Raw genomic sequence first — 21,635 nt, forward strand, 5'->3', positions numbered from 1 at the left:
GCTAAGAACGAATACGAAAAGCTCCACTTTGGTGGAGCTTTTTTTATGCCTGTATTACTGAAATGGTGTGTCTTTCATACAGCGTTCCATGTCGTAATATTCAACACGTCCTCGAGCTCCTAGAAAGGCAGACTTCACAACCATGCCTCTATCAATGAAGTAACTAAGCTGTACGCATGATATATCGTAGCTGAGTTCTTTAATTCTCGCTGGAATCCAGTAGGTTCCTGGCGTTCTTAGACGCTGAGTAAAGGTAATAACACCCTCGTCACTGACTTCTAGCTCTTCAATACCATCCAGTTCATTTTTGGCTGATTCGATGATGTCTTGATTCGCCGTAGGTTGAAGTGGCTCACTGGCGGTCAACTGACACCCCGCTATCAAGCCAAGTAGGGAGAGAGCTAGCACACTGCGTTGAATTTTTTTCATTTGTCGTTCCTGGGTTTACAGCTAATGAGATCTTATTGTCTCGCGCAGGTGTTATATCTTTTGTGTATGTTTTTGGCTAGTGAGTAATGAAAAGTTATTGAATAAATCATGAAAACTTTGAAGTATGAGGGGCCTGTATAAGAGAGAACGAAGCGAGTAATAGATTCTTGGGCTTGAACAGTGATGCAAGTGAAAATTAAAGCATTCTAAATTAGTGACTAATTATATTTTTTATTTGTAACGGAACGGTTGGGTTAATAAGCAACTCAACAAGTGATGTATTTTCTACTCCTTAACATGAAGTGAAAAAGTAAACTGAGTAATCAATCTAAATTCTGACTTGTTTATCAATAGCGCTCTGTATTTATTACAAAAAATGTTTGAATGGGATGCTCTGGCATATTTTCTTATATTCACATGTGATTCATTTCACGGCTTTAATTACTCATTCTTATTTATTTCATAAATAAACCTGATAGTAGACGCAAATGGCAGGCTCTAATCAGAGCTAAGTTTGCATTTACATAAATATCAGGTACGACAATGGACACGTTAATCAAACCCTCAATACTCGCATTAACCATCGCCAGTGCACTTAGTGCAAACGCGAACGCAGAGATTATTATTTCCCAATACGTAGAAGGCGGCGCTTATAATAAAGCGGTAGAGATCGCTAATACGGGTGATACTGCGGTGACACTCACTGGCTACGAGTTGGCGAAATCATCAAACGGTGGTGGTACTTGGGGCAGCACATTCGACCTTAGCCAAGTGACGCTACAAGCTAACCAAGTGTATGTACTGGCGCATGGTGACGCGAGCGACGCCATCAAAGCGGTAGCAGGTATCACAGATAAAAGCGTTGCGAACTTTAACGGTGACGACCCGATCGCACTGCTTAAAGATGGTGAAGTGCACGACATCATCGGTGTGATGGGTGACGTAGATTTTGGTAAAGACACCACATTAGTTCGTAACAGTGATGCACTAACCCCTTCTGCTACTTATGATGCATCTCAGTGGACGGCATTTGAGAAAGACAACATTGACGGCCTTGGTGAGCTAAATGCGACTGAGCCACCAGCACCATTCGCTTGTGAAGTCGACGGTCAGCAACCTAACTTCACTACCATCCAAGATATTCAAGGTGAAGGCGATACGTCTCCATTCATTGATGGTTACCCATACATTACTGACGAAGATCATTTCGTAACTGGTGTCGTGACTGCTGTTACCACTGGCCTAACCAAAGGTTTCTACCTACAAGCATTAGAAAGCGACAACAACGACAAGACCTCAGAAGGCTTGTTCATTCATACCGACGCGGCGGACACGGCGCTGAAAGCTGGTGATGTTGTTTGTGTGAAAGGTAAAGTTCAAGAGTATTACAGCAATACTCAGCTTGCTTCTGATGCTAACAGCTATGTGAAAACAGGCACCTCTGAAACCCCTCGAGTTACCGATCTTGTTATCAAAGAAGGTGAGACACTACGTGATGCACTAGAGCGTCATGAAGGCATGCAAGTTGAGTTGACCTCGGCAAGTGACTTGTTTGTAACTCGAAACTTCTCTTACGACTACGATTCACGTCGTAACAATATGATGCTCTCTCATGAAGCGCCATTGTTAAAGCCGACTCAATTACACGCGGCAGAGAGCGATGCAGCCGTTGAGCTAGCAAAAGACAACGCAGCGAACCGCGTATACCTAGAATCAGATGGCAAAGCACCAAACGGCCAAATCCCATACTACCCAGATTTTGCTAAAGATGCAGATCAAGATGGCTCCTCAGAGCAGCACATTCGCCTTGGTTCGCGAGTAGAAGGTCTGCAAGGCGTGGTGGCTTACAGCTACAACGAATACCGCCTGATTGCGACCAATGAAGTCGATAACACCAACTTTGTGACTTCAGGTGAAGGCTTCGATGTGGCTCGTAAAGATGCCCCAGCGATTGCGGACTCAGATTTGCGTATTGCAAGCTTCAACGTACTGAACTACTTCAACTCCGTGGCTGACAGTGGCCATGAAAACCCAACCGGACAAAACCGTGGTGCGACTAACCTAGATGAGTTCCTGATCCAACAAGCGAAAATCGTTGCGGCGATGAACAAGATGGACGCAGACGTTATTGGTTTGATGGAAGTGGAAAACAACGGCTTTGGTGATGGCAGTGCTATCCAAAACTTAGTTGATGCCCTAAATGCTGAGATTGATGACGCTGAAGATCATTACACGTATGTCGAAATCGAAGAGCAAGACAAATACCAAGACGAATACTTTGGCAGTGATGCGATCATGGTGGCGATTTTATATCGTGCTAACGCTGTAACGCCAAAAGACGCTGCAAAAGTGATCATCACGCCAGAGCAGCACATTGCAGAAAACACAATTACTCGTAAAGAGGGCACAGAAAGTAACCCTGCTTACGATAAGTACCAACGCCACAGTCTACTTCAGACCTTTACGGTGAAAGAGACGGGTGAAGATTTGTCTATTGTCGTAAACCACTTTAAGTCGAAAGGCTCTGAGTGTATTGAAGAGTGGATTGCTGGTGTAGAAGATTCTGAGCCAGCGGATCTGCAAGGCAACTGTAACAACTTCCGCGTTTCTGCTGCGCACGCAGTGGGTGAAGCGTTGAAAGAGGTGAAAGGCGATGTATTGCTCATGGGCGACCTCAATGCTTATGGCATGGAAGACCCACTTCTGACACTGACTGATTACTCGAAAGAGAAATACGGCCGTGACATTTATACTGCTGCTTACACAACCATTGGTGATGGTGAACTTCAAGTAGAGAAGACCAAAATTGAAAAAGGTTACGGTCTGCACAATTTAAACACGTTGCTGCACGGCACTGATACGTTTTCTTACACCTATTCGGGCGAGCTGGGTAATTTGGACCACGCATTGGCAAGCAGCAGCCTAGCGCAAAAAGTGGTAGCAATTGAAGATTGGCACATCAACTCACTAGAGAGTAACTTGTTCGAATACAGCAGCAAGTACACAGGTGATATGCCGAAGTACAAAGATGCGTTCTCTGCCTCTGACCACGATCCAGTGATCATCGCGATTGATTTACCAGATGATGACATCGATTTACCTAAAGCAGGTGACAACTTAGCCGTCGATGTCCGTTTACCACCAACGGCGGTTGTGGGCGATATTGTTACGGTGAACTTAACGCCATCCACACAAGCGGCTGCGGCAAGCAGCGATACGAAAGCTTACTCGGCTAGCCAAACTTTAGTTCAAGCTGATATTGATGCGCGTAGCGTGAATATTGAGTTTGAACAAACGCCAGAGCAAGGTAATTATCAGTTAGAAGAGAAAGTGACTGACTCGACAGGTAATATCGTGAAGTTTAGCTCTGTTCGTGATGTTTCAATGACGCAAACTGAAACTGGAACAGAAGGGTCGAAGGATTCAGATGGTGGTTCGTTTGGTTTTGGCGCGCTATTTGCGCTGCTAGGTCTCGGCTTATTCCGTCGTCGCCGCTAAGCGAATTTACTTTCTGACAAACAGTTCCTAAATAGCTGTAAAGACCAAAGGCCAGCCTATGCTGGCCTTTTTATTCAGCAAAAACTTGCCTTTCTTGCTTGGTATAGCAAAATACCGCCCTTGATTGTCACGAACGTGGCGATTCACTACGTAAGCATTGCCAAAACGGATTGGAGCAACCGACCCTTTATGTTGTTGATCATCGATAACTACGACTCTTTTACCTACAACCTTTACCAATACTTCTGCGAGCTTGGTGCAGACGTAAAGGTGGTGCGTAACGATGAAATCGATATCCAAGGCATTGAGGCGATCAACCCAACTCATTTGGTGATCTCGCCAGGGCCATGTACGCCGAACGAAGCAGGTATTTCACTGAAAGCGATAGAACACTTCGCTGGTAAGCTTCCAATATTGGGTGTTTGCCTTGGCCATCAAGCGATAGCGCAAGTGTTTGGGGGCGAAGTGGTACGTGCACAACAAGTGATGCACGGTAAGACCTCACCGATTCGTCATAACGGTCGTAGTGTGTTTAAAAATCTGAATAACCCACTCACGGTAACTCGTTATCACTCTCTTGTGGTGAAAAACGGTACTTTACCCGACGTGTTTGAACTGACTGCATGGACAGAACTGCCTGACGGAAGCATGGATGAAATAATGGGTTACCAACATAAAACCTTGCCAATTGATGCGGTGCAGTTCCACCCAGAATCAATCAAAACTGAGCAAGGTCACGAGTTGCTTGCGAACTTTTTAGCACGCAAAGCGATCTGATCGCGATCACTTTTCTTAACAAATCATTCATCTTTTTGCTGAGGTGAGCGGATTGCAAAACTATGCGGTTCTCTCGAGTCTCTTTGTCTATTCATGTCTTTTTAAACCTTCTATCCCCTGTATTACATAACATTTATAAAAAATCACTTCTCTATTTTACTTTCTTGATGCATAAATAGTCATAAGCAGTGATTAATGGAAGTTACTTTCGAGAACGAAAAGAATAAATCACTATTGAAATGGTTAATTAAATGTAAATACAATGCCGCAATAGCTTAAATGCAAAACATTATTTGCTGGCAAAGAGAGCCGGTTAAATTCGCTTATCTGCTACGCATGCGGTATCAAGAAGGAATGTGCAATGACAACGGAAATTAAAGTAGAGCGCGGTTTATTCGATGAGGTAATGGTACCTTGCTATAACCCGATGGAAATGATCCCTGTTAAAGGTGAAGGTTCACGTGTTTGGGATCAGGAAGGTAATGAATACATCGACTTTGCTGGTGGTATTGCAGTGAGCTGTCTTGGCCATTGTCATCCAGTAATGGTAAACGCACTAACAGAGCAAGCTAACAAGCTTTGGCACTTAAGTAACGTTATGACGAACGAACCAGCCCTTCGTCTGGCGAAAAAGCTAACAGAAGTGAGTTTTGCTGAGCGAGTGTTCTTTGCTAACTCTGGCGCAGAAGCAAACGAAGCCGCTTTGAAGCTGGCACGTCGTTATGCAGCAGACGTTCATGGCACTGAGAAATCTGAAATCATTGCATTCAAACAAGGTTTCCACGGTCGTACATTCTTTACCGTAACGGTTGGTGGCCAAGCGGCATACTCTGACGGCTTCGGTCCTAAGCCAGGCGACGTGACACACCTTCCTTACAACGATATCGAAGCTTTACAAGCACACATGTCTGATCGTACTTGTGCGGTCATGATGGAGCCACTACAAGGTGAAGGCGGCATCGTGCCACCAACGCCTGAGTTCGCTCAAGCGGTTCGCGAGCTGTGTGACAAACACAACGCCTTACTGATCTTCGATGAAGTGCAAACTGGTAATGGCCGTACAGGTAACTTCTACGCTTACCAAGGTTTAGGTATCACGCCAGATATTCTAAGTACTGCGAAATCACTTGGTGGCGGTTTCCCGATCGGTGCAATGCTAACGACAGCAAAATTGGCAGAGCACATGAAAGTGGGCACTCACGGTTCTACATATGGCGGTAACCCACTAGCGTGTGCGGTTGCAGAAGCGGTTGTAAATGAAGTTACCAAGCCAGAGGTGTTGGCTGGTGTGCTAGAACGCGAAGCAATGTTCCGTGAAGGTCTAGAGAAGATCAACGCGAAGTACAACATCTTCTCAGAAGTGCGCGGTCAAGGCCTATTACTTGGCGCTGCACTAAATGAAGAATGGCAAGGCCGTGCGCGTGACGTGCTGGTTGCTGCAGGTAAACAAGGTCTCATGGTATTGGTTGCGGGTGCCAATGTCGTACGTTTCACACCATCACTCGTTATCACACAACAAGAAATTGAAGAAGGCTTGGCGAAACTGGATAAAGCGATCGCGACTTTAGTTTAAGCGCGATATCAGTTTAAACGTCAACGCAGACACCCCCGTCAAGGATCTCTGATGGGGGAATTGTTCCTACAATATAGTTAGGATCTTCTTGCATCTGGAGGGAGTATTGATGCTAGTAGTTCGCCCTATCGCGATGTCGGATTACGACGCACTGCACACTTGTGCGGTGGAGTCTGGTCACGGATTTACATCTCTACCGGTTAACGAAGAACTGTTAACTAATCGAATCAAACATTCAGAGTACAGCTTTGGTAAGCCAGATGTGGCAGAACCAGGCGATGAAGGCTACCTGATGGTTGGCTTTGACTCTGAAACGGGTGAGGTTGCGGGTACCACCGGAATCGAAGCATCTATCGGCTGGGATGTCCCATTTTACTCATATCACATTAGTAAAGTCGTGCACTCGTCGCCAAAGCTTGGCGTTAACAACGTCGTTAAACTGCTTACTTTTGGTAATAACTACACGGGTAACAGCGAAATTTGTACCTTGTTCTTGCGTGAGAAATTCCGCCAAGGTCTGAATGGTCGTCTAATGTCGAAGTGTCGTTTCCTAATGATGGCAGAGCACCCAGAGCGCTTCTCTGAAACGATCTTTGCGGAGATGCGTGGCGTTTCAGACGACGAGGGTAATTCACCATTCTGGCAATGGCTTCAAGAGCATTTCTTCTCTATCGATTTCACGCTTGCAGATTACCTGACAGGTATCGGCAAGAAAGGCTTTATCGCCGACTTGATGCCGAAACTGCCTATTTACATCAACCTGCTCAGCCCAGAAGCGCAAGCCGTGATTGGTCAAGTACATGACAACACGCGTCCAGCGCTGAAGCTGCTTGAGCGTGAAGGTTTTACCAACCGAGGCTACGTCGACATCTTCGATGGTGGCCCAACGGTTGAGTGTGATCTGCGTAATATTGAGTCGGTACGTCATTCATTCCGTGCGCAAGTCAAAATCTCTGAACATTCCAGCACACAAGACTTCTTGATGTGTAATTCATCTTTCGAGAACTTCCGTGCGACAGTCACTAAAGCGGCGTATGACGCAGAAACACAAAGCGTGATGATTGCACCAGACGTTGCGGATGCACTTTCGGTTGAAGAAGGGGATTTCGTTCGCCTTCTTCCGCAGTAACAGACGACAGAATTTAAGGATAGAAACAATGACACATTGGATTGCAGGTGAATGGGTACAAGGTCAGGGTGAAGCATTTACGTCTCTGTCGCCGTACAACCAAGAAGTGATCTGGCAAGGCAAAGGTGCAACGGCAGAGCAGGTGAACCAGGCGGTATCTGCAGCGCGTGAAGCGTTTATTAACTGGAAAAAGCGTCCATTTTCAGAGCGTGAGGCAATCGTGTTGGCTTTTGCGGAGAAAGTAAAAGAGAACAGCGAAAAAATCGCCGAAGTGATTGCCAAAGAAACCGGTAAGCCGATTTGGGAAACGCGCACTGAAGCAGCAGCCATGGCAGGTAAAATTGCCATTTCGATTCGCGCTTATCATGACCGCACTGGTGAGGCGAGCCGTGAAGCAGCAGGCAACCAAATCGTATTGCGCCACCGCCCATTGGGCGTGATGGCGGTGTTTGGTCCTTACAACTTCCCAGGCCACCTACCAAATGGTCACATTGTGCCTGCGCTACTGGCTGGTAACACGGTAGTCTTCAAACCGTCTGAGCAAACGCCATGGACGGGTGAATTGGCGATGAAGCTATGGGAAGAAGCCGGTCTGCCGAAAGGCGTGATTAACCTTGTTCAAGGCGCGAAAGAAACTGGTATTGCCCTCGCTGACGCAAAAGGCATTGATGGCGTACTGTTTACGGGTAGCGCGAATACGGGGCATGTATTACACCGTCAATTTGCGGGTCAACCGGGCAAGATGCTCGCACTAGAAATGGGTGGTAATAACCCGATGGTGATCTCTGATAAATATGGTGATTTGGATGCCACGGTTTATACCATCATCCAGTCAGCGTTTATCAGTGCTGGGCAGCGTTGTACGTGTGCTCGTCGTTTGTATGTGCCATTGGGTGAAAAAGGCGATGCGCTTATCACCAAGCTCGTTGAAGCGACACGCAATATTCGCGTAGACCAACCATTTGCAGAACCTGCGCCATTTATGGGACCGCAAATTTCGGTCGCGGCAGCCAAGTTTATTCTTGATGCACAAGCTAACCTACAGTCTCTTGGCGGTGAAAGCTTAATTGAAGCGAAAGCAGGAGAGGCGGCATTTGTTTCTCCTGGCATCATTGATGTAACGAACATTGCTGAGTTACCAGATGAAGAATACTTCGGCCCACTTCTGCAAGTGGTGCGTTACGAAGGGTTAGACAAAGCCGTGGCGCTAGCAAACGATACGCGCTTTGGCTTATCTGCTGGTTTGGTCTCAACCGACGACCAAGAATGGGAATACTTCGTTGACCACATTCGTGCAGGTATCGTGAACCGTAACCGCCAGCTCACTGGTGCAAGCGGTGATGCGCCATTTGGTGGTCCGGGGGCGTCGGGTAACTTGCGCCCAAGCGCTTACTACGCAGCAGATTACTGTGCGTACCCAATGGCATCAATGGAAGGTCAAGAGACTGTCTTGCCTGCAACATTGAGTCCAGGTGTAGCGCTATAAGTTTTAATAATAGAGTCGCAACTATGCATTGCGGCTCACCTTGCCGGCGCATCATTTAGGTATGGGTTGTAGTGATCGTTGGCAGAACACGAAAAGTGAGCAAAGACTCGGAAAAGCGTGTTGACTGACTGGCATTTACCGTCACAGGTTGATGGTTGCTCGTTCATTATTCTGGACAACTTTTGTTGTGAACGAGCAGCCAACTTCCGCTTACCTTTAAACTCTACATCTCGTAACAAGGAGTCGTTATGACGCCCGATGTGTTATTTGAATCGCTATGGCAAGATTACATTCAACGTCTTTGCCCTTCGGCTGCTAAAGTGCATCAGCTGCTTCAAGAAGATGAGCCTCTGATTAATGATCATATAGCTTTACGTACCTTCAATATCGCGCCTCTTGGTATTGAAACTCTAGCTAAGCCATTTGTAGCTATTGGTTACAAGGCGTGTGGTGATTACATTTTCGAAAGCAAAAAGCTGGTTGCTAAGCACTATGAGCACCCAGATCCGAAGCAACCTAAAGTATTTATTAGTGAGCTAAAAGTTGAAGAGTGCTCGCCTGAGCTACAAGAGATTGTGAAAAATTTGGTGGCACAAATCGATGCTGACAAGCTGAAAGATAGCGCATTCTTACATGGTGGGCGCTTGTGGGATTTAAGCTTTGCTGATTACCAAACGTTGGCTAAAGAAAGTGAGTACGCATCTTGGCTTGCGGCGCATGGTTACGGAGCAAACCACTTCACGGTGAGCGTTAACCAGCTCAATGAATATGAAGAAGTGAAGCAGGTAAACGATCATCTGCGTACCGCTGGGTTTACCATTAATGAAAATGGTGGTGAAGTGAAGGGCACTCCTGAGGTGTTGCTAGAGCAGTCATCGACCATGGCAGATAAAGTAGCGGTTCGTTTTAGCGAAGGCACTGAAATTATCCCTGGCGGGTTTTATGAATTTGCTAAGCGCTATCCGATGGAAAATGGTGATTTGTACCCAGGTTTCGTGGCCGCTTCAGCTGACAAAATCTTTGAAAGTACGAATGGCTAAGTTTTAGGGTTAACCTGTTAAGCTTACTCATTAGTGTTCGCTGCACCCTATCTCATTTGGTCATGAGTAAATAAAAAGCCACCAATGTTGCCATTGGTGGCTTTTATAATTTTGTTCGTGTCACTCTAGTTCGAGATTAACGAGTACCGTAAACCACGATGGTTTTACCGTGAGCAGAGATTAGGTTCTGCTCTTCTAGCATCTTCAAGATACGACCTACTGTCTCACGAGAACAGCCAACAATTTGACCGATTTCTTGACGAGTGATCTTGATTTGCATGCCGTCTGGGTGAGTCATTGCGTCTGGTTGTTTTGCAAGGTTCAGAAGCGTCTGAGCGATACGACCAGTTACGTCTAGGAACGCCAGGTCACCCACTTTTTGGCTAGTTACTTGAAGACGACGAGCCATCTGCGCAGAAAGACGCATTAGGATGTCTGGGTTTACTTGGATAAGCTGACGGAACTTCTTGAAAGAAATTTCAGCAACTTCACAAGGAGATTTAGCACGAACCCAAGCTGTGCGCTCTTGGTCTTCCTCGAATAGACCAAGTTCACCAATAAAGTCTCCTTGGTTTAGGTAAGAAAGGATCATCTCCTTACCTTCTTCGTCTTTGATAAGAACCGCAACAGAACCTTTAACGATGTAGTACAAAGTTTCTGCCTTTTCGCCCGCGTGAATTAGCGTGCTCTTTGAAGGGTACTTATGAATATGACAGTGTGAAAGAAACCACTCTAATGTTGGGTCGGTTTGAGGTTTACCTAGAACCATAATATCTCACTTCCTCTGCAGGGTACGCTTGCGCTATCCATATTTTAGCTAAGCCTGAATTAGGCCTACTAGAATAAGAGCACTTTTTATATGCTGCAAGCTCTCTTGTGTTTCGGTAAGAAATAGTATCCTTTTTCGAAAACGATTTCTTGATTTTAATCGTGCCATGATTGAGATTTTGTAAGCAAAACTGTGCACATGATCACGGTATGAAAAGTAAACATCTTCGCAGGCAGGTTTTTAGCCAATTTTCCCTGTTTCGATGAGCTGTTGTAGGATAGGCCGAACTATGAGCTCCATTGCAAAGCTCATCTTACCGCCGGGTACGACAATCGTGTTGTGGCGTGACATGAATGAGCCATCAATCATGGCCAGCAGATATGGGAAGTCGACATTCTTGATACCGCGTAGGCGAATCACCACAAAACTCTCATCCAAACTAGGGATGCCTTTTGCATTAAGTGGGTTGGAAGTATCAACGGTCGGTACGCGCTGGAAGTTGATGTGAGTACGAGAAAACTGCGGAGTGATATAGTTGAGGTAATCGTCCATGGATCGCACGATTGAGTCCATTACCGCTTCACGCGAATGGCCGCGATCGCGAGTGTCACGTACGAATTTTTGTATCCACTCTAAGTTCACAATCGGCACCATGCCGATTAAGAAATCCACATGTTGAGCAACATTAACATCGCCATCGACCACGCCACCATGTAACCCTTCATAAAACAGCACGTCGCTGTTTTCGGGTAAGTCTTGCCACGGTGTAAACGTGCCTGGCATTTGATTGTAGGGAACCGCTTCGTCAAACGTGTGCAGATAACGGCGCACGCTGCCAGTGCCGTCATGCCCGAACTTACGGAAAAACTCTTCTAATCCCGGGAAGTCATTAGCTTGTGGGCCAAAGTAGCTAATGTGTCGACCTTGCTCGCGGGCTTTGCGAATTTCGATGTCCATTTCTGGGCGAGTAAAGCGATGGAAGCTATCGCCTTCAACCCATGCGGGTTTAACGTTCATCATATTGAACATTTTACGGAAGGCTTCAGATGTAGTGGTCGTGCCGGCACCGGACGAACCAGTAACCGCAATAATTGGGTGTTTAGCTGACATGACAAACCTTGTCGAAAATTACTTACCTGTAATGTGCAGTAGAGTTACTACTGCACGGTCGATATCCCACTATAGCACGTAACAATACCTTGTCATCGAGTGGGATACGGTAAAATGTGAAGGGTCTAAAATTTTGTTTTATGTTGAATATCGACGGTTTCGTGTAGCTCAGAGAACACGATAACCGCTTCACCTTTTTCCAATTGAGCTTTAACTTGATCAATTTTGTCTTGCAAAGAAACCTCGACGGTTCCGTAATCCGTTCCTTCGCGTAAGACGAATTCACGAATTAAGTTTTCCAATGTTTCCGGCGCAATGTCTTGCCATGGAATGATCATAAATACCTCTAACTTTTATGATGAGCGGCTAGTTTACTGCGTTCGTTGCTTGGATACAGCAGAAAGGTAATCTGCGGCGATACTTTCGTAATACGCGGGCAGCGCTTCCTCCAACCAAAACTTAGGTTTTAACGCCGTTCCTGTTAGGAAGCCAACATGGCCACCGTGTTCAAAGAGACGGTAATCAATGTTATCTGGCAGAACAAACTTCGGGATCACATCGTCGGTCATGAACGGATCGTCTTTGGCATGGATGATCAGTGTGGGTAGCGTGATTTGCTGTAGTTTACTTAAGCCAGAGCATTGGTCGTAATAATCTTGTGCGTCTTTGAAGCCATGCAATGGTGCGGTAATCAAATCATCGAATTCATACAATCGTGTGACACGTTTTATTGAGTTGTAGGACAGCGCAAGCTCGCCATGTAGTAGATGATGCTTTTGTAACGCGTTACGTTTCAGTGAAGAAAGCAGATAACGGCGATACACTTTTGAAAAGCCTTGTTCTATACGGTTTGCACACGCCGCTAGGTCTAAAGGCGCTGAGATAATAGTCGCTGCATTCAAAATAGGGTGATCTTTATATTGGGCTAAATAATTCGCCAACATGTTACCGCCAAGAGAAATACCAACTGCAACTTTGGGATTATCAGGAAAACGTTGTTCAAGGTGCTCTAGGAAGTAACGAGCATCCGTCACTTCACCCGAGTGGTAAGCTCGTGCTTTTTTGTTTGGTTTACCGCTGCAGCCACGAAAATGCATCATCACCGACAGCCATCCAGATTGAGCAAATGCATTCATTAACCCATTGGCATAAGGGCTATAGAAGCACCCCTCTAATCCATGAAATAAAACAAAAATCGGCTTTTTTTGTGCAGGCTCTTGGGTTGGGTCCTCGCTCCACGCGAGATCGAGAAAGTCGCCATCGGATGTATCGAGGGTTTGCCAAATCGGCGTAAATAACGCTTTTTTGCGAATAAAACGCGGCAAAAGCGTTTGGAGATGCGGGTTTTTGATCCCGGCGGCTGCGAAAAATTGTGTCATACCTAACTGCTCTTATGCGGTCCTTCGGTGTCCGTTGAAGAACTTATTAATATAATCCTTTATAAAGATTATAGGTATTCTACAGATTTATGGGCGTTTTGGTGGTTGAATGTTTGGCACCGGAATAGCAAAGGCTTGCTGCAAATGCTCCCCACCGAGTTGACGACAGTATCTCAACGTCAGTGGGTCACCATCATTTTTGAGTAGTGCAAGTGAGTTAATGCAGTCCACCAAATCCGCTTGTTGCTGCTTTTCTAGTTGCAGCTCAAACTGCAAGGTCTCACGATACAAAGCGTCATTGACTTGAGACTTAAGGTGGCGACGAAGGTCGCGAAAGGAGTGAAGTAAAGTTTCGCTCCTACCTAGACAGTCTTGCACCAAGGGCCAGTCTTTTTCTTGGAAAATGAGTTGCTGCTCATCGAGCCATCTGAGCAGCAGGAGTAGGTTCACGTTACCGTGGTAGTTGTTCTGTAATGATAAACACGCCTCTTTCACTTCTCGCACACCATAAAATTGCAGACTAAACTGCCAAAGGTGTTCTAGGGTGAGTGTGTATTCAGCGTGTTGATTACTCATTGATTAAACTCTAGCTCCATCTGCTCCAACGTTTCTTGAGCAGACATCCATTCCATTTCAATTTCTTCGAGCTCAGCCTTACTAGAAGCTTGAAGTGCCAACACTTGGTTAAGTTTAGCTTTATTTTCGGCCGCATACAGTGAGTTGTCCGCCAATTGTTCTTCAGCTTCGGCCAGTGCAGCACCTAACTTATCCATTTTATTTTCTAGTTGTGTCAGCGTTTTGCGAATTGGCGCTGTCTGTTTTCGAAACTCTGCATCGCGACGTTTTTGCTCTTTCTTCGCAGCTGCGCTGTTGGCCGTATCTTTGCTTGGCTGCGCAGCCTGCGCTTCTTTGCGTTCCGCTCTTTGTTGTTCGGTTAACCATTTATAATAGTCATTTAAATCACCGTCGAACGGAGCAACTTGTCGATCATGCACTAAATACAAGTCATCGGTCGTAGCGCGCAGTAAATAGCGGTCGTGCGAAACAATCACCATTGCACCTTCGAACGTTTGCAGTGCCATCGTCAATGCCTGACGCATGTCCAAATCCAAGTGGTTGGTTGGTTCATCAAGTAGCAACAGGTTTGGCTTTTGCCACACAATTAAAGCCAATACCAAACGGGCTTTTTCGCCACCAGAAAACGGCGCAACTTTTTCTAGTGCTTTGTCACCTTGGAAGCCAAAGCTACCTAGGTAATCACGTAGCTGCTGTTCGGTTTGATCGGGTGCGATTTGCATCATGTGTTGCAGCGGTGTTTCTTCAGGGTGAAGCGTTTCTAACTGGTGCTGAGCGAAGTAACCAATTTTCACGCCTTGTGAGTAAGTTAGGTCACCACCTTGCGCGTTAAGTTCACCAGAGAGCAGCTTGATTAATGTCGATTTACCCGCACCATTACGGCCGAGTAGACCAATACGACTGCCAGGAACCAAGTTCAAGCGGATCTTCTCTAAGATGAGGTTGTCACCGTAACCTGCAGATACTTCATCCATCATCATGATTGGGTTTGGCAGCGCAGCTGGCTCACGGAATTGAAAGCTAAATGGGTTATCGAATTGAGCTGGCAGTACTTTTTCCATGCGCTCCAAAGCTTTGATACGGCTTTGGGCTTGGCGTGCTTTTGATGCTTTGTAACGGAAGCGGTCGATGTAGCTTTGCATGTGCGACATCTGCTTCTGTTGCTTTTCAAACATCGCTTGTTGTAACACCATTTTTTGCGCACGTTGGTTTTCGAATGACGAGTAGTTACCCGTGTATTCGTTCAGCTGCTGATTCTCGATGTGAATGATGCGACCAACAATTGGATCAAGGAAGTCTCGGTCGTGCGAGATCAGAATCAGCGTGCCAGGGTAGTTTTGTAGCCAACGCTCTAACCACATTACCGCATCCAAATCCAAGTGGTTGGTTGGTTCGTCGAGTAGCAGTAGATCAGAACGACACAATAGCGCTTGAGCCAAGTTAAGACGCATACGCCAACCACCCGAGAATTGGGTCAAACTCCAACTCATTTGCTCTTGGCTGAACCCTAAACCATCGAGCAGTTCTGCCGCGCGAGCGCGAATGCTGTAACCACCAATGGTTTCAATTTTACCGTGTATCTCGGCAACTAGGGTTCCGTTGTCTTGTGTTTCTGCTTTAGCCAACTGCTTTTCGAGTGCTCGGTACTCGCGATCACCATCAATGACGTATTCCAGTGCAGTGCGCTCTAGCGCAGGCGTTTCCTGTGCGACCCAGGCCAACTCCCAGTGTTGAGGTTGGCTAAATGAGCCAGCATCAATTGACAGTTCATCTTTCAGTAGGGCAAACAGCGTTGATTTACCGCAGCCGTTTTTGCCCACAAGACCGACTTTATCGCCAGGGTGAATAGTCGCAGAAGCTTGGTCTAAAAGAGGTTTACCGCCACGCAGTAACTGAATATCAGAGAAGGTAATCATAAAGTTTTCATTCACTTTGCGCAGTGCGCGTTGCTTGGTTACATAGCGAAGTGGTTTCAATCGTTTTTAAAGCCACTTGGGTATATATCTAGCGGTGAATAGTAGGGGTATTGGCCGGAAAAGTCGATTGATTCGCTTTAATTGCATTATGCTGTACAAAAAAGTATAACAATTTGATAACGGATAAAAATAACCACAAGGACGACCATTTGGCTGTTGCACCGTCTATTCTCCCAAAAGTTCTGGTCATTTATGCTCATCCAGAGCCACATAACTCGATTGCCAATCAAGTGATGATAAAAAAAGCTCAGTCGCTTGATCACGTCACTGTGCACGATCTTTACGGTGTTTACCCTGATTTCTTTATTGATGTGAATTACGAACATGAGTTGTTGCTCGCTCACGATGTGATCGTATTTCACCATCCACTTTATATGTATTCATGTCCAGCCCTATTAAAAGAGTGGCTAGACCGAGTGTTAGGTAAAGGCTTTGCGTTTGGCGGAGGTGCGGCGCTAGAAGGAAAATACTGGCGCAGTGTCATTACAACAGGTGGTAAAGAAGAAGCCTTCAGCGCGAAGGGGTACAACAAATACCCACTTGAGCAAATCTTGCAACCGTTTGAACTGACGGCAGCCCTATGCCAAATGCACTGGATTGAACCTCTGGTGTTGTATTGGTCAAGAAATGTTTCGGATATTGAACGCTACGAACATGCCGAGTTATACCGTGGATGGCTGAGTAACCCACTTGAAAACGGGCAAGCGGCAGATCGAGGAGGTCAGTATGGCGATCACCAGTGAGTTTCTTCAAAGCAGTGTGGTCTTTCTTTCGGCTGCGGTTATTGCGGTGCCGATTGCTCAGCGCCTTGGGCTTGGCTCGGTTTTAGGTTATTTACTCGCTGGTGTGTTGATTGGCCCATGGGGGCTTGGCTTAATTAGCGACGTTGATGCCATTTTGCATTTTGCCGAGCTTGGGGTTGTGTTGTTACTGTTTTTGATAGGGCTGGAATTAAACCCTAAAAAATTGTGGCAGATGCGAGGGCCGATTTTAGGTTTAGGCGGTGCGCAGGTTGTGGTCACGACCGCCGTGATTGGTAGTGTCGTCAGTATGTTTGGCGTAAGCATGCAAGTGAGTTTAGTGATCGGGATGGGGTTGGCGCTGTCCTCGACGGCGATTGCGCTTAAAGTCATTGAAGAGCAAGGGCTTAATGGTACCGAAACGGGGCAATCTGGTTTTGCGGTGCTGCTCTTTCAAGATATTGCAGTGATCCCGATGCTGGCGATGTTGCCCTTGCTAGCAGGCGGGCATAGTGGTGGAAGTTGGTTGGATGTCTTCACTATTTTAGGCAGTGTGGTAGCACTGTTGATTGGAGGTCACTTTTTACTACGTCCGCTATTTCGTTTTGTCGTGATGAGCGGCGTTCGTGAGCTCTTTACCGTTGCTGCACTTTTAGTCGTGCTTGGCATTTCGGTCGTGATGCAAAAGCTCGGCCTTTCGATGGCATTGGGGACTTTTTTAGCAGGCGTTTTGCTGGCAGAGAGTGAGTATCGCCATGAGTTGGAAATCGCTATCGAGCCATTTAAAGGTCTGTTGTTGGGGTTATTCTTTATTGCGGTGGGCATGGCGGTAAACTTGGGGTTATTGGCATTACATCCTTTAGAGATTCTCGGTGCGGTGGTGGCTTTGGTCGTGGTTAAGGGTTTGGTTTTGTATGCATTGGCGAGAGCTGCCCGTGTCGGAGCCAAAGCGAGAAGCCGTATGGCTGCAATTTTGAGCCAAGGCGGTGAGTTTGCCTTTGTCATATTTACCGCGGCGAGCCAAGAGGGCATTTTGTCCAAAGAGCAAGTGGCGTTTCTGTTGGTGGTGGTCAGTCTATCCATGGTGACGACTCCTCTTTTGCTGATGGGACAAAAGAAGTGGTTTGCTCATACCCTGAATCAAGAAGAAGAGGGCATGACCACGAAAGTCGTGGATCGCCGACCACGCGTTATCATTGCAGGCTTTGGACGTTTCGGTCAGATCGTCGGACGTTTAATGTATGCCAATAAAATCAAAGTGACAGTATTAGAAAGTGATGCCAGCCAAATCCACCTATTACGTAAGTATGGTTACAAAGTGTTTTATGGCGATGCTACACAAATTGACCTATTGAGGGCTGCTGGCGCTGATAAAGCGGAAGCATTGATTATTTGTACTGATTCACCTGATGAGGTGATGGCCATCGTGGACATTTGTCGCGTGCACTTCCCGAAACTTAAGTTGTTAGCCCGAGCAAGAAGCCGTGTCGAGGCTTACCAGTTAATGAGTCATGGTGTAGAGAATTACTCTCGTGAAACATTTTTAGGGGCGCTAGATCTCGGTCGCCAAGCGCTCGTAGAACTGGGTATGCATCCTTATCAAGCAAAGCGGGCAGAAGCACATTTTCGCAAGTTGGATAATGCTATGCTTAAGGACTTATTGCCTCAACACAATGAAGATAAGAAATTAGCTCAAAGGGCGAAAGAGGCACGCAAAGAGCTAGAAGAAATATTTGGTCGTGAAATGGAGAGCGACCATCAGTCACCTAATCATTGGAAGTAGTACTTGAGCCAAGACTCAAGCTAAGGAAATAGCGTGAAAATCAAGAAACGTTTTATTGCCGGCGCTAGCTGCCCAAATTGCAGCCAGCAAGATACCCTGCGCTGGTGGATTGAAAATAACATCGAGTTAGTTGAGTGTGTCGAGTGTGAGTTTACAGAGCAGCGCAAACCACAATCTGTAGAGAAAAATAAACACTCAGATCAGGAAATGATCGGAATTTTTAAGCCGGAGTAATTGAACTTCGATAATTGATCCCCATAATACACCCAGATATCTCAGTACTTAACCCCATTCAGGTTAAGTCAATTAATCTCCCTGGAGTTAGTATGAAAATTGAAAAGAACGTTGTTGCAAGCCTTGCATACAAAGTAATGATGGAAGACGGTGTCGTTGTTGATCAATCAACAGCAGAAGCACCTCTAGATTACCTTCACGGTCACAACAACCTAATCACAGGTCTTGAAAAAGAACTTGAAGGTAAAGTGGCTGGCGACAAGTTCTCAGTAACGGTAGCTCCTGAAGAAGCTTACGGTGAGCACAACGATGCGCTAGTACAGCGCGTTCCTGCGGACGTATTCCAAGGCGTTGAGCAAATCGAAGTTGGCATGCGCTTCCTAGCTGACACTGACCAAGGTCCAATCCCTGTTGAAGTAACAGAAGTTGACGGCAACGAAGTGGTTGTTGACGGTAACCACATGTTAGCTGGTCAAACACTAACTTTCGAAGTAGAAGTTATGTCTACACGTGAAGCAACAGCAGAAGAGATCGAACACGGTCACATCCACCAAGGTGGTGGCTGTTGTGGTGGTCACGATCATGACCACGATCACGAAGAAGAAGGCGGCTGCTGTGGCGGCGGTAGCTGTGGTTCTCACTAATCATAAGCTCCTTCACTAGATAATCTTATCTAGCAAAACTTTGAAAAGCGCAAGTTGAGTTTTCAACTTGCGCTTTTTGTTTATCTAAGGTGTAGTGCCAACCATACAAGGAATAACAGTTGGACAAAGTGATGACGAAACCTTTCTCGATTGCCATTCATGGTGGTGCGGGCACCATCTTGCGTGAACAGATGAGCGATGAGCTGCAACAATCCATCTTGGCGGATTTAGAAGCTGCGGTAAAAGCGGGACATCAAATTCTAGACACGGGCGGTGAAGCCTTAGATGCCGTCGTAGCGGCAGTGAAAGTATTGGAAGACTCTCCTAACTTTAATGCGGGTAAAGGCTCAGTGCTGACCAACAACGAAATGGTTGAAATGGACGCTTCTGTGATGGATGGGCGAAACCTTGCAGCAGGCGCGGTCGCTGGGGTTCGTCATATCAGAAACCCAATTGAGCTCGCTCGTGACGTGATGCGAAACAGCAATCATGTGTTGTTGGTGGGTGAGGGCGCAGAGAAGTTTGCTTTTGAGCAAGGCCATGAGTATACCGAGCAAGATTACTTCTTTACTGATCGCCGTTATGAGCAGTTGCTGTCTATGCGTGAGAAAGGACTGTTTGCTTTGTCGGAATCTCGTTACCCAGATGACCGTAAGCACGGTACGGTTGGTGCGGTAGCGTTAGATCAACAAGGCAACTTAGCCGCTGCCACCAGTACGGGTGGCGTGACGAATAAGAAATACAACCGAGTCGGAGATTCGGCTCTTATTGGTTGTGGTACGGTGGCCGAAAATGGCGTCGTGGCAGTTTCCACTACGGGTGTCGGCGAGTTCTTTATTCGTAAACGTGTTGCGGAAGACGTTGCAGCACGTATGCGTTACTTACAAGAAGATATTCATACGGCTTGTGAACACATTATCCAAGGTGATCTCAAACAGATGGGCGGAGAGGGCGGTTTGATTGCCATTGATGCTAAAGGTGAGATGCACTTTGCGATGAACAGTTCTGGCATGTACCGAGCAGGCATTAATACGCAAGGCGAGCTGAGCGTTAAAATCTACGCCGACGAATAGCTTCCTCTTGAGTACCTTCTTAAGTAATTAATACAACAAAGCCCAGAACATGTTCTGGGCTTTATGCTATTTGAGCCTGCATTTTAATAATGCGGTGGTGGGGTTTCTTCTGACGGATCGGCTAAATTCGACGAGTCCATATTTTTTACTTTACCTACCACATATTTCATCTGATCGAGCATCTTGGTAATTTGCAGTTGTTGCTGCGATAAAGCTCCGTTCAGATCTTCAATAGTCTGTTCTTGGAACGCAAGCTGACATTCTAAGTCATTAATGCGTGCTTCCAATTGCTGAATGATTTTTTCTGTCATGATCCGTTCTCTAACTGCCAAGCTTGGGCAATACCTGCTGAAGTAGCAGTAATTACGCGTTGTTTTGAATCAAAGGCTGCATCATACACGACCGCACGGGGAGGGCGAGTGTCTTTTTTGGGCTCCACTTCAAATCCACTCATTCGTTTTCCGGTTTGAGTATCCCATATCGACACACGGCCAGAAGGGCTTCCTGTGACTAGTTGAGTCCCGTCGTCAGAAAATCGTGCGGTAGAGAAAATTAATTGGCGTGACCAACTGCTCAACTGTGTGACTTCTTGTCCAGTTTTTAAATCCCAAACAATCGCTTGGTTTCCGCCATCAGATGTCATTGCTAATTTTCCATCTCTTTGCAGGGCCACGCGAACAATTCGTTGTTCATGTTCGAAGGTTCGTAGTACTTGTCCGGTTTCGGTGTCCCACAGATACGCTTTATAGTCATTACCTCCGGTTAGGGCGAAGCGCCCATTAGGAGAAATGGCCACGGAATTGACTTTTTCACGATGTGCAAGGAACTCCATGCGACGCCCGGTGACTAAGTTGACATAAATTGCTTTACCGTTGGATAACCCAAGCAGAACTTGTTCACCATTACTGGTGATATCAACGTCGCGAATGAGCGCATCAGAGATAGACCAAAGGCCTTCGGATTGCGTCCAGCCTAGGTCCCAAACTGCGAAGTTCATTTGGCTTGCTGTAATTGCGTAGCGACCATTGTCAGATATGCGGATATGGGAAACCACATTGGCATCGGCATCGAGTTCACCCAGGTTGGCTAGTTGTTCATTTTGCTCTAGGTCCCACAACATCAAATGACGTTGTTGAGAATAGAGCAGAGCAAACCGTCCATCTCTGCTAAGTGCGAAGCTCGTCGCACCTTGAGGTTCTATCGGCCAACGCTGCACTTCACGCTCGGCGAAAAAGCAACCATTTAACGTGGTGATGACAATTAAATATAGGAATAAATGAAAAATTCTTTGCATCACATCTAATAATCCGGTTTGTGTCTTAAGACATATAGCTAGTATATTGGTATAACGATTGTCTTCACTAGTCTCATAGAAGATTTGTGCACAACAACCAATGGCAGAGCCATTATTGGGAGAAT

20 protein-coding genes are annotated in these 21,635 nt (G+C 46.2%); 11 read left to right on the top strand and 9 right to left on the bottom strand.

What is annotated here, in order from left to right:
- Positions 1-54 precede the first annotated feature (54 nt).
- Entirely contained in the window at positions 55-429 is a 375-nt protein-coding gene (locus R7044_RS22335; RefSeq protein ID WP_005381401.1) for a hypothetical protein, read from the bottom strand.
- Between the two features lie 543 nt (positions 430-972).
- On the opposite strand from R7044_RS22335, the gene R7044_RS22340 reads away from it, so the two are divergent.
- The 6 genes from R7044_RS22340 (at position 973) to R7044_RS22365 (ending at position 9,932) form a co-directional block, all read left to right on the top strand.
- A complete protein-coding gene (locus tag R7044_RS22340) occupies positions 973-3,927 on the top strand; it encodes an ExeM/NucH family extracellular endonuclease (protein WP_225455812.1) in 2,955 nt (984 codons plus the stop codon).
- A gap of 189 nt (positions 3,928-4,116) precedes the next feature.
- Positions 4,117-4,704 carry an aminodeoxychorismate/anthranilate synthase component II gene (locus R7044_RS22345; protein WP_053307384.1) on the top strand — a complete coding sequence of 196 codons (588 nt, stop codon included), beginning with the start codon at positions 4,117-4,119 and terminating at the stop codon, positions 4,702-4,704.
- 361 nt (positions 4,705-5,065) lie between these two features.
- On the top strand, positions 5,066-6,277 hold the full coding sequence (locus R7044_RS22350; RefSeq protein ID WP_005381420.1) for an aspartate aminotransferase family protein: 1,212 nt from the start codon (positions 5,066-5,068) through the stop codon (positions 6,275-6,277).
- Between the two features lie 109 nt (positions 6,278-6,386).
- Complete coding sequence (gene astA, locus R7044_RS22355; protein ID WP_005381422.1) at positions 6,387-7,406, top strand: arginine N-succinyltransferase; 1,020 nt, start codon at positions 6,387-6,389, stop codon at positions 7,404-7,406.
- A 28-nt stretch (positions 7,407-7,434) separates the two neighbouring features.
- A complete protein-coding gene (astD, locus tag R7044_RS22360) occupies positions 7,435-8,892 on the top strand; it encodes a succinylglutamate-semialdehyde dehydrogenase (protein WP_053307383.1) in 1,458 nt (485 codons plus the stop codon).
- Positions 8,893-9,140: 248 nt separating this feature from the next.
- Entirely contained in the window at positions 9,141-9,932 is a 792-nt protein-coding gene (locus tag R7044_RS22365; RefSeq protein WP_064354370.1) for a DUF1338 domain-containing protein, read from the top strand.
- Positions 9,933-10,068: 136 nt separating this feature from the next.
- Here R7044_RS22365 and crp read toward each other — a convergent pair whose 3' ends face one another.
- The 6 genes from crp to R7044_RS22395 form a co-directional block, all read right to left on the bottom strand.
- Positions 10,069-10,701: a cAMP-activated global transcriptional regulator CRP gene (crp, locus tag R7044_RS22370; protein WP_005381432.1), complete on the bottom strand. Its 633-nt coding sequence runs from the start codon at positions 10,699-10,701 to the stop codon at positions 10,069-10,071.
- Between the two features lie 240 nt (positions 10,702-10,941).
- A complete protein-coding gene (locus tag R7044_RS22375) occupies positions 10,942-11,811 on the bottom strand; it encodes a phosphoribulokinase (RefSeq protein ID WP_005381434.1) in 870 nt (289 codons plus the stop codon).
- Positions 11,812-11,936: 125 nt separating this feature from the next.
- Positions 11,937-12,149: a YheU family protein gene (locus R7044_RS22380; protein ID WP_005382815.1), complete on the bottom strand. Its 213-nt coding sequence runs from the start codon at positions 12,147-12,149 to the stop codon at positions 11,937-11,939.
- Positions 12,150-12,182: 33 nt separating this feature from the next.
- The gene (locus R7044_RS22385) at positions 12,183-13,190 is read right to left on the bottom strand and encodes a hydrolase (protein WP_033907159.1); all 1,008 of its coding nucleotides are present in this window, start codon (positions 13,188-13,190) and stop codon (positions 12,183-12,185) included.
- Positions 13,191-13,277: 87 nt separating this feature from the next.
- The gene (locus R7044_RS22390) at positions 13,278-13,766 is read right to left on the bottom strand and encodes a TIGR02444 family protein (protein ID WP_033907158.1); all 489 of its coding nucleotides are present in this window, start codon (positions 13,764-13,766) and stop codon (positions 13,278-13,280) included.
- Positions 13,763-15,682 (bottom strand): ABC transporter ATP-binding protein, encoded by a 1,920-nt coding sequence (locus tag R7044_RS22395; RefSeq protein WP_064354368.1) that lies wholly within the window; start codon positions 15,680-15,682, stop codon positions 13,763-13,765. The genes R7044_RS22390 and R7044_RS22395 overlap by 4 nt, the downstream gene beginning before the upstream one ends.
- Before the next feature lie 209 nt (positions 15,683-15,891).
- Here R7044_RS22395 and kefG point away from each other — a divergent pair, with 209 nt between their 5' ends.
- The 5 genes from kefG (at position 15,892) to R7044_RS22420 (ending at position 20,216) form a co-directional block, all read left to right on the top strand.
- Positions 15,892-16,485 carry a glutathione-regulated potassium-efflux system ancillary protein KefG gene (kefG, locus tag R7044_RS22400; RefSeq protein WP_064354367.1) on the top strand — a complete coding sequence of 198 codons (594 nt, stop codon included), beginning with the start codon at positions 15,892-15,894 and terminating at the stop codon, positions 16,483-16,485.
- Positions 16,469-18,265: a glutathione-regulated potassium-efflux system protein KefB gene (kefB, locus tag R7044_RS22405; protein ID WP_017633740.1), complete on the top strand. Its 1,797-nt coding sequence runs from the start codon at positions 16,469-16,471 to the stop codon at positions 18,263-18,265. The genes kefG and kefB overlap by 17 nt, the downstream gene beginning before the upstream one ends.
- 33 nt (positions 18,266-18,298) lie before the next feature.
- Positions 18,299-18,499, top strand: a complete 201-nt coding sequence (locus R7044_RS22410) for a YheV family putative zinc ribbon protein (protein ID WP_005381449.1) — start codon at positions 18,299-18,301, stop codon at positions 18,497-18,499.
- A 92-nt stretch (positions 18,500-18,591) separates the two neighbouring features.
- Entirely contained in the window at positions 18,592-19,143 is a 552-nt protein-coding gene (slyD, locus tag R7044_RS22415; protein ID WP_005381451.1) for a peptidylprolyl isomerase, read from the top strand.
- A 131-nt stretch (positions 19,144-19,274) separates the two neighbouring features.
- The gene (locus R7044_RS22420; RefSeq protein WP_031812779.1) at positions 19,275-20,216 is read left to right on the top strand and encodes an isoaspartyl peptidase/L-asparaginase family protein; all 942 of its coding nucleotides are present in this window, start codon (positions 19,275-19,277) and stop codon (positions 20,214-20,216) included.
- A gap of 83 nt (positions 20,217-20,299) precedes the next feature.
- On the opposite strand, the gene R7044_RS22425 is transcribed toward R7044_RS22420, so the two are convergent.
- Together R7044_RS22425 and R7044_RS22430 are read right to left on the bottom strand one after the other, a co-directional pair.
- Positions 20,300-20,527 (bottom strand): SlyX family protein, encoded by a 228-nt coding sequence (locus tag R7044_RS22425; protein WP_005381455.1) that lies wholly within the window; start codon positions 20,525-20,527, stop codon positions 20,300-20,302.
- Complete coding sequence (locus R7044_RS22430) at positions 20,524-21,510, bottom strand: WD40 repeat domain-containing protein (protein ID WP_005381457.1); 987 nt, start codon at positions 21,508-21,510, stop codon at positions 20,524-20,526. The genes R7044_RS22425 and R7044_RS22430 overlap by 4 nt, the downstream gene beginning before the upstream one ends.
- Positions 21,511-21,635: the final 125 nt, after the last annotated feature.

The organism is Vibrio sp. 1402 (genome assembly GCF_033340275.1).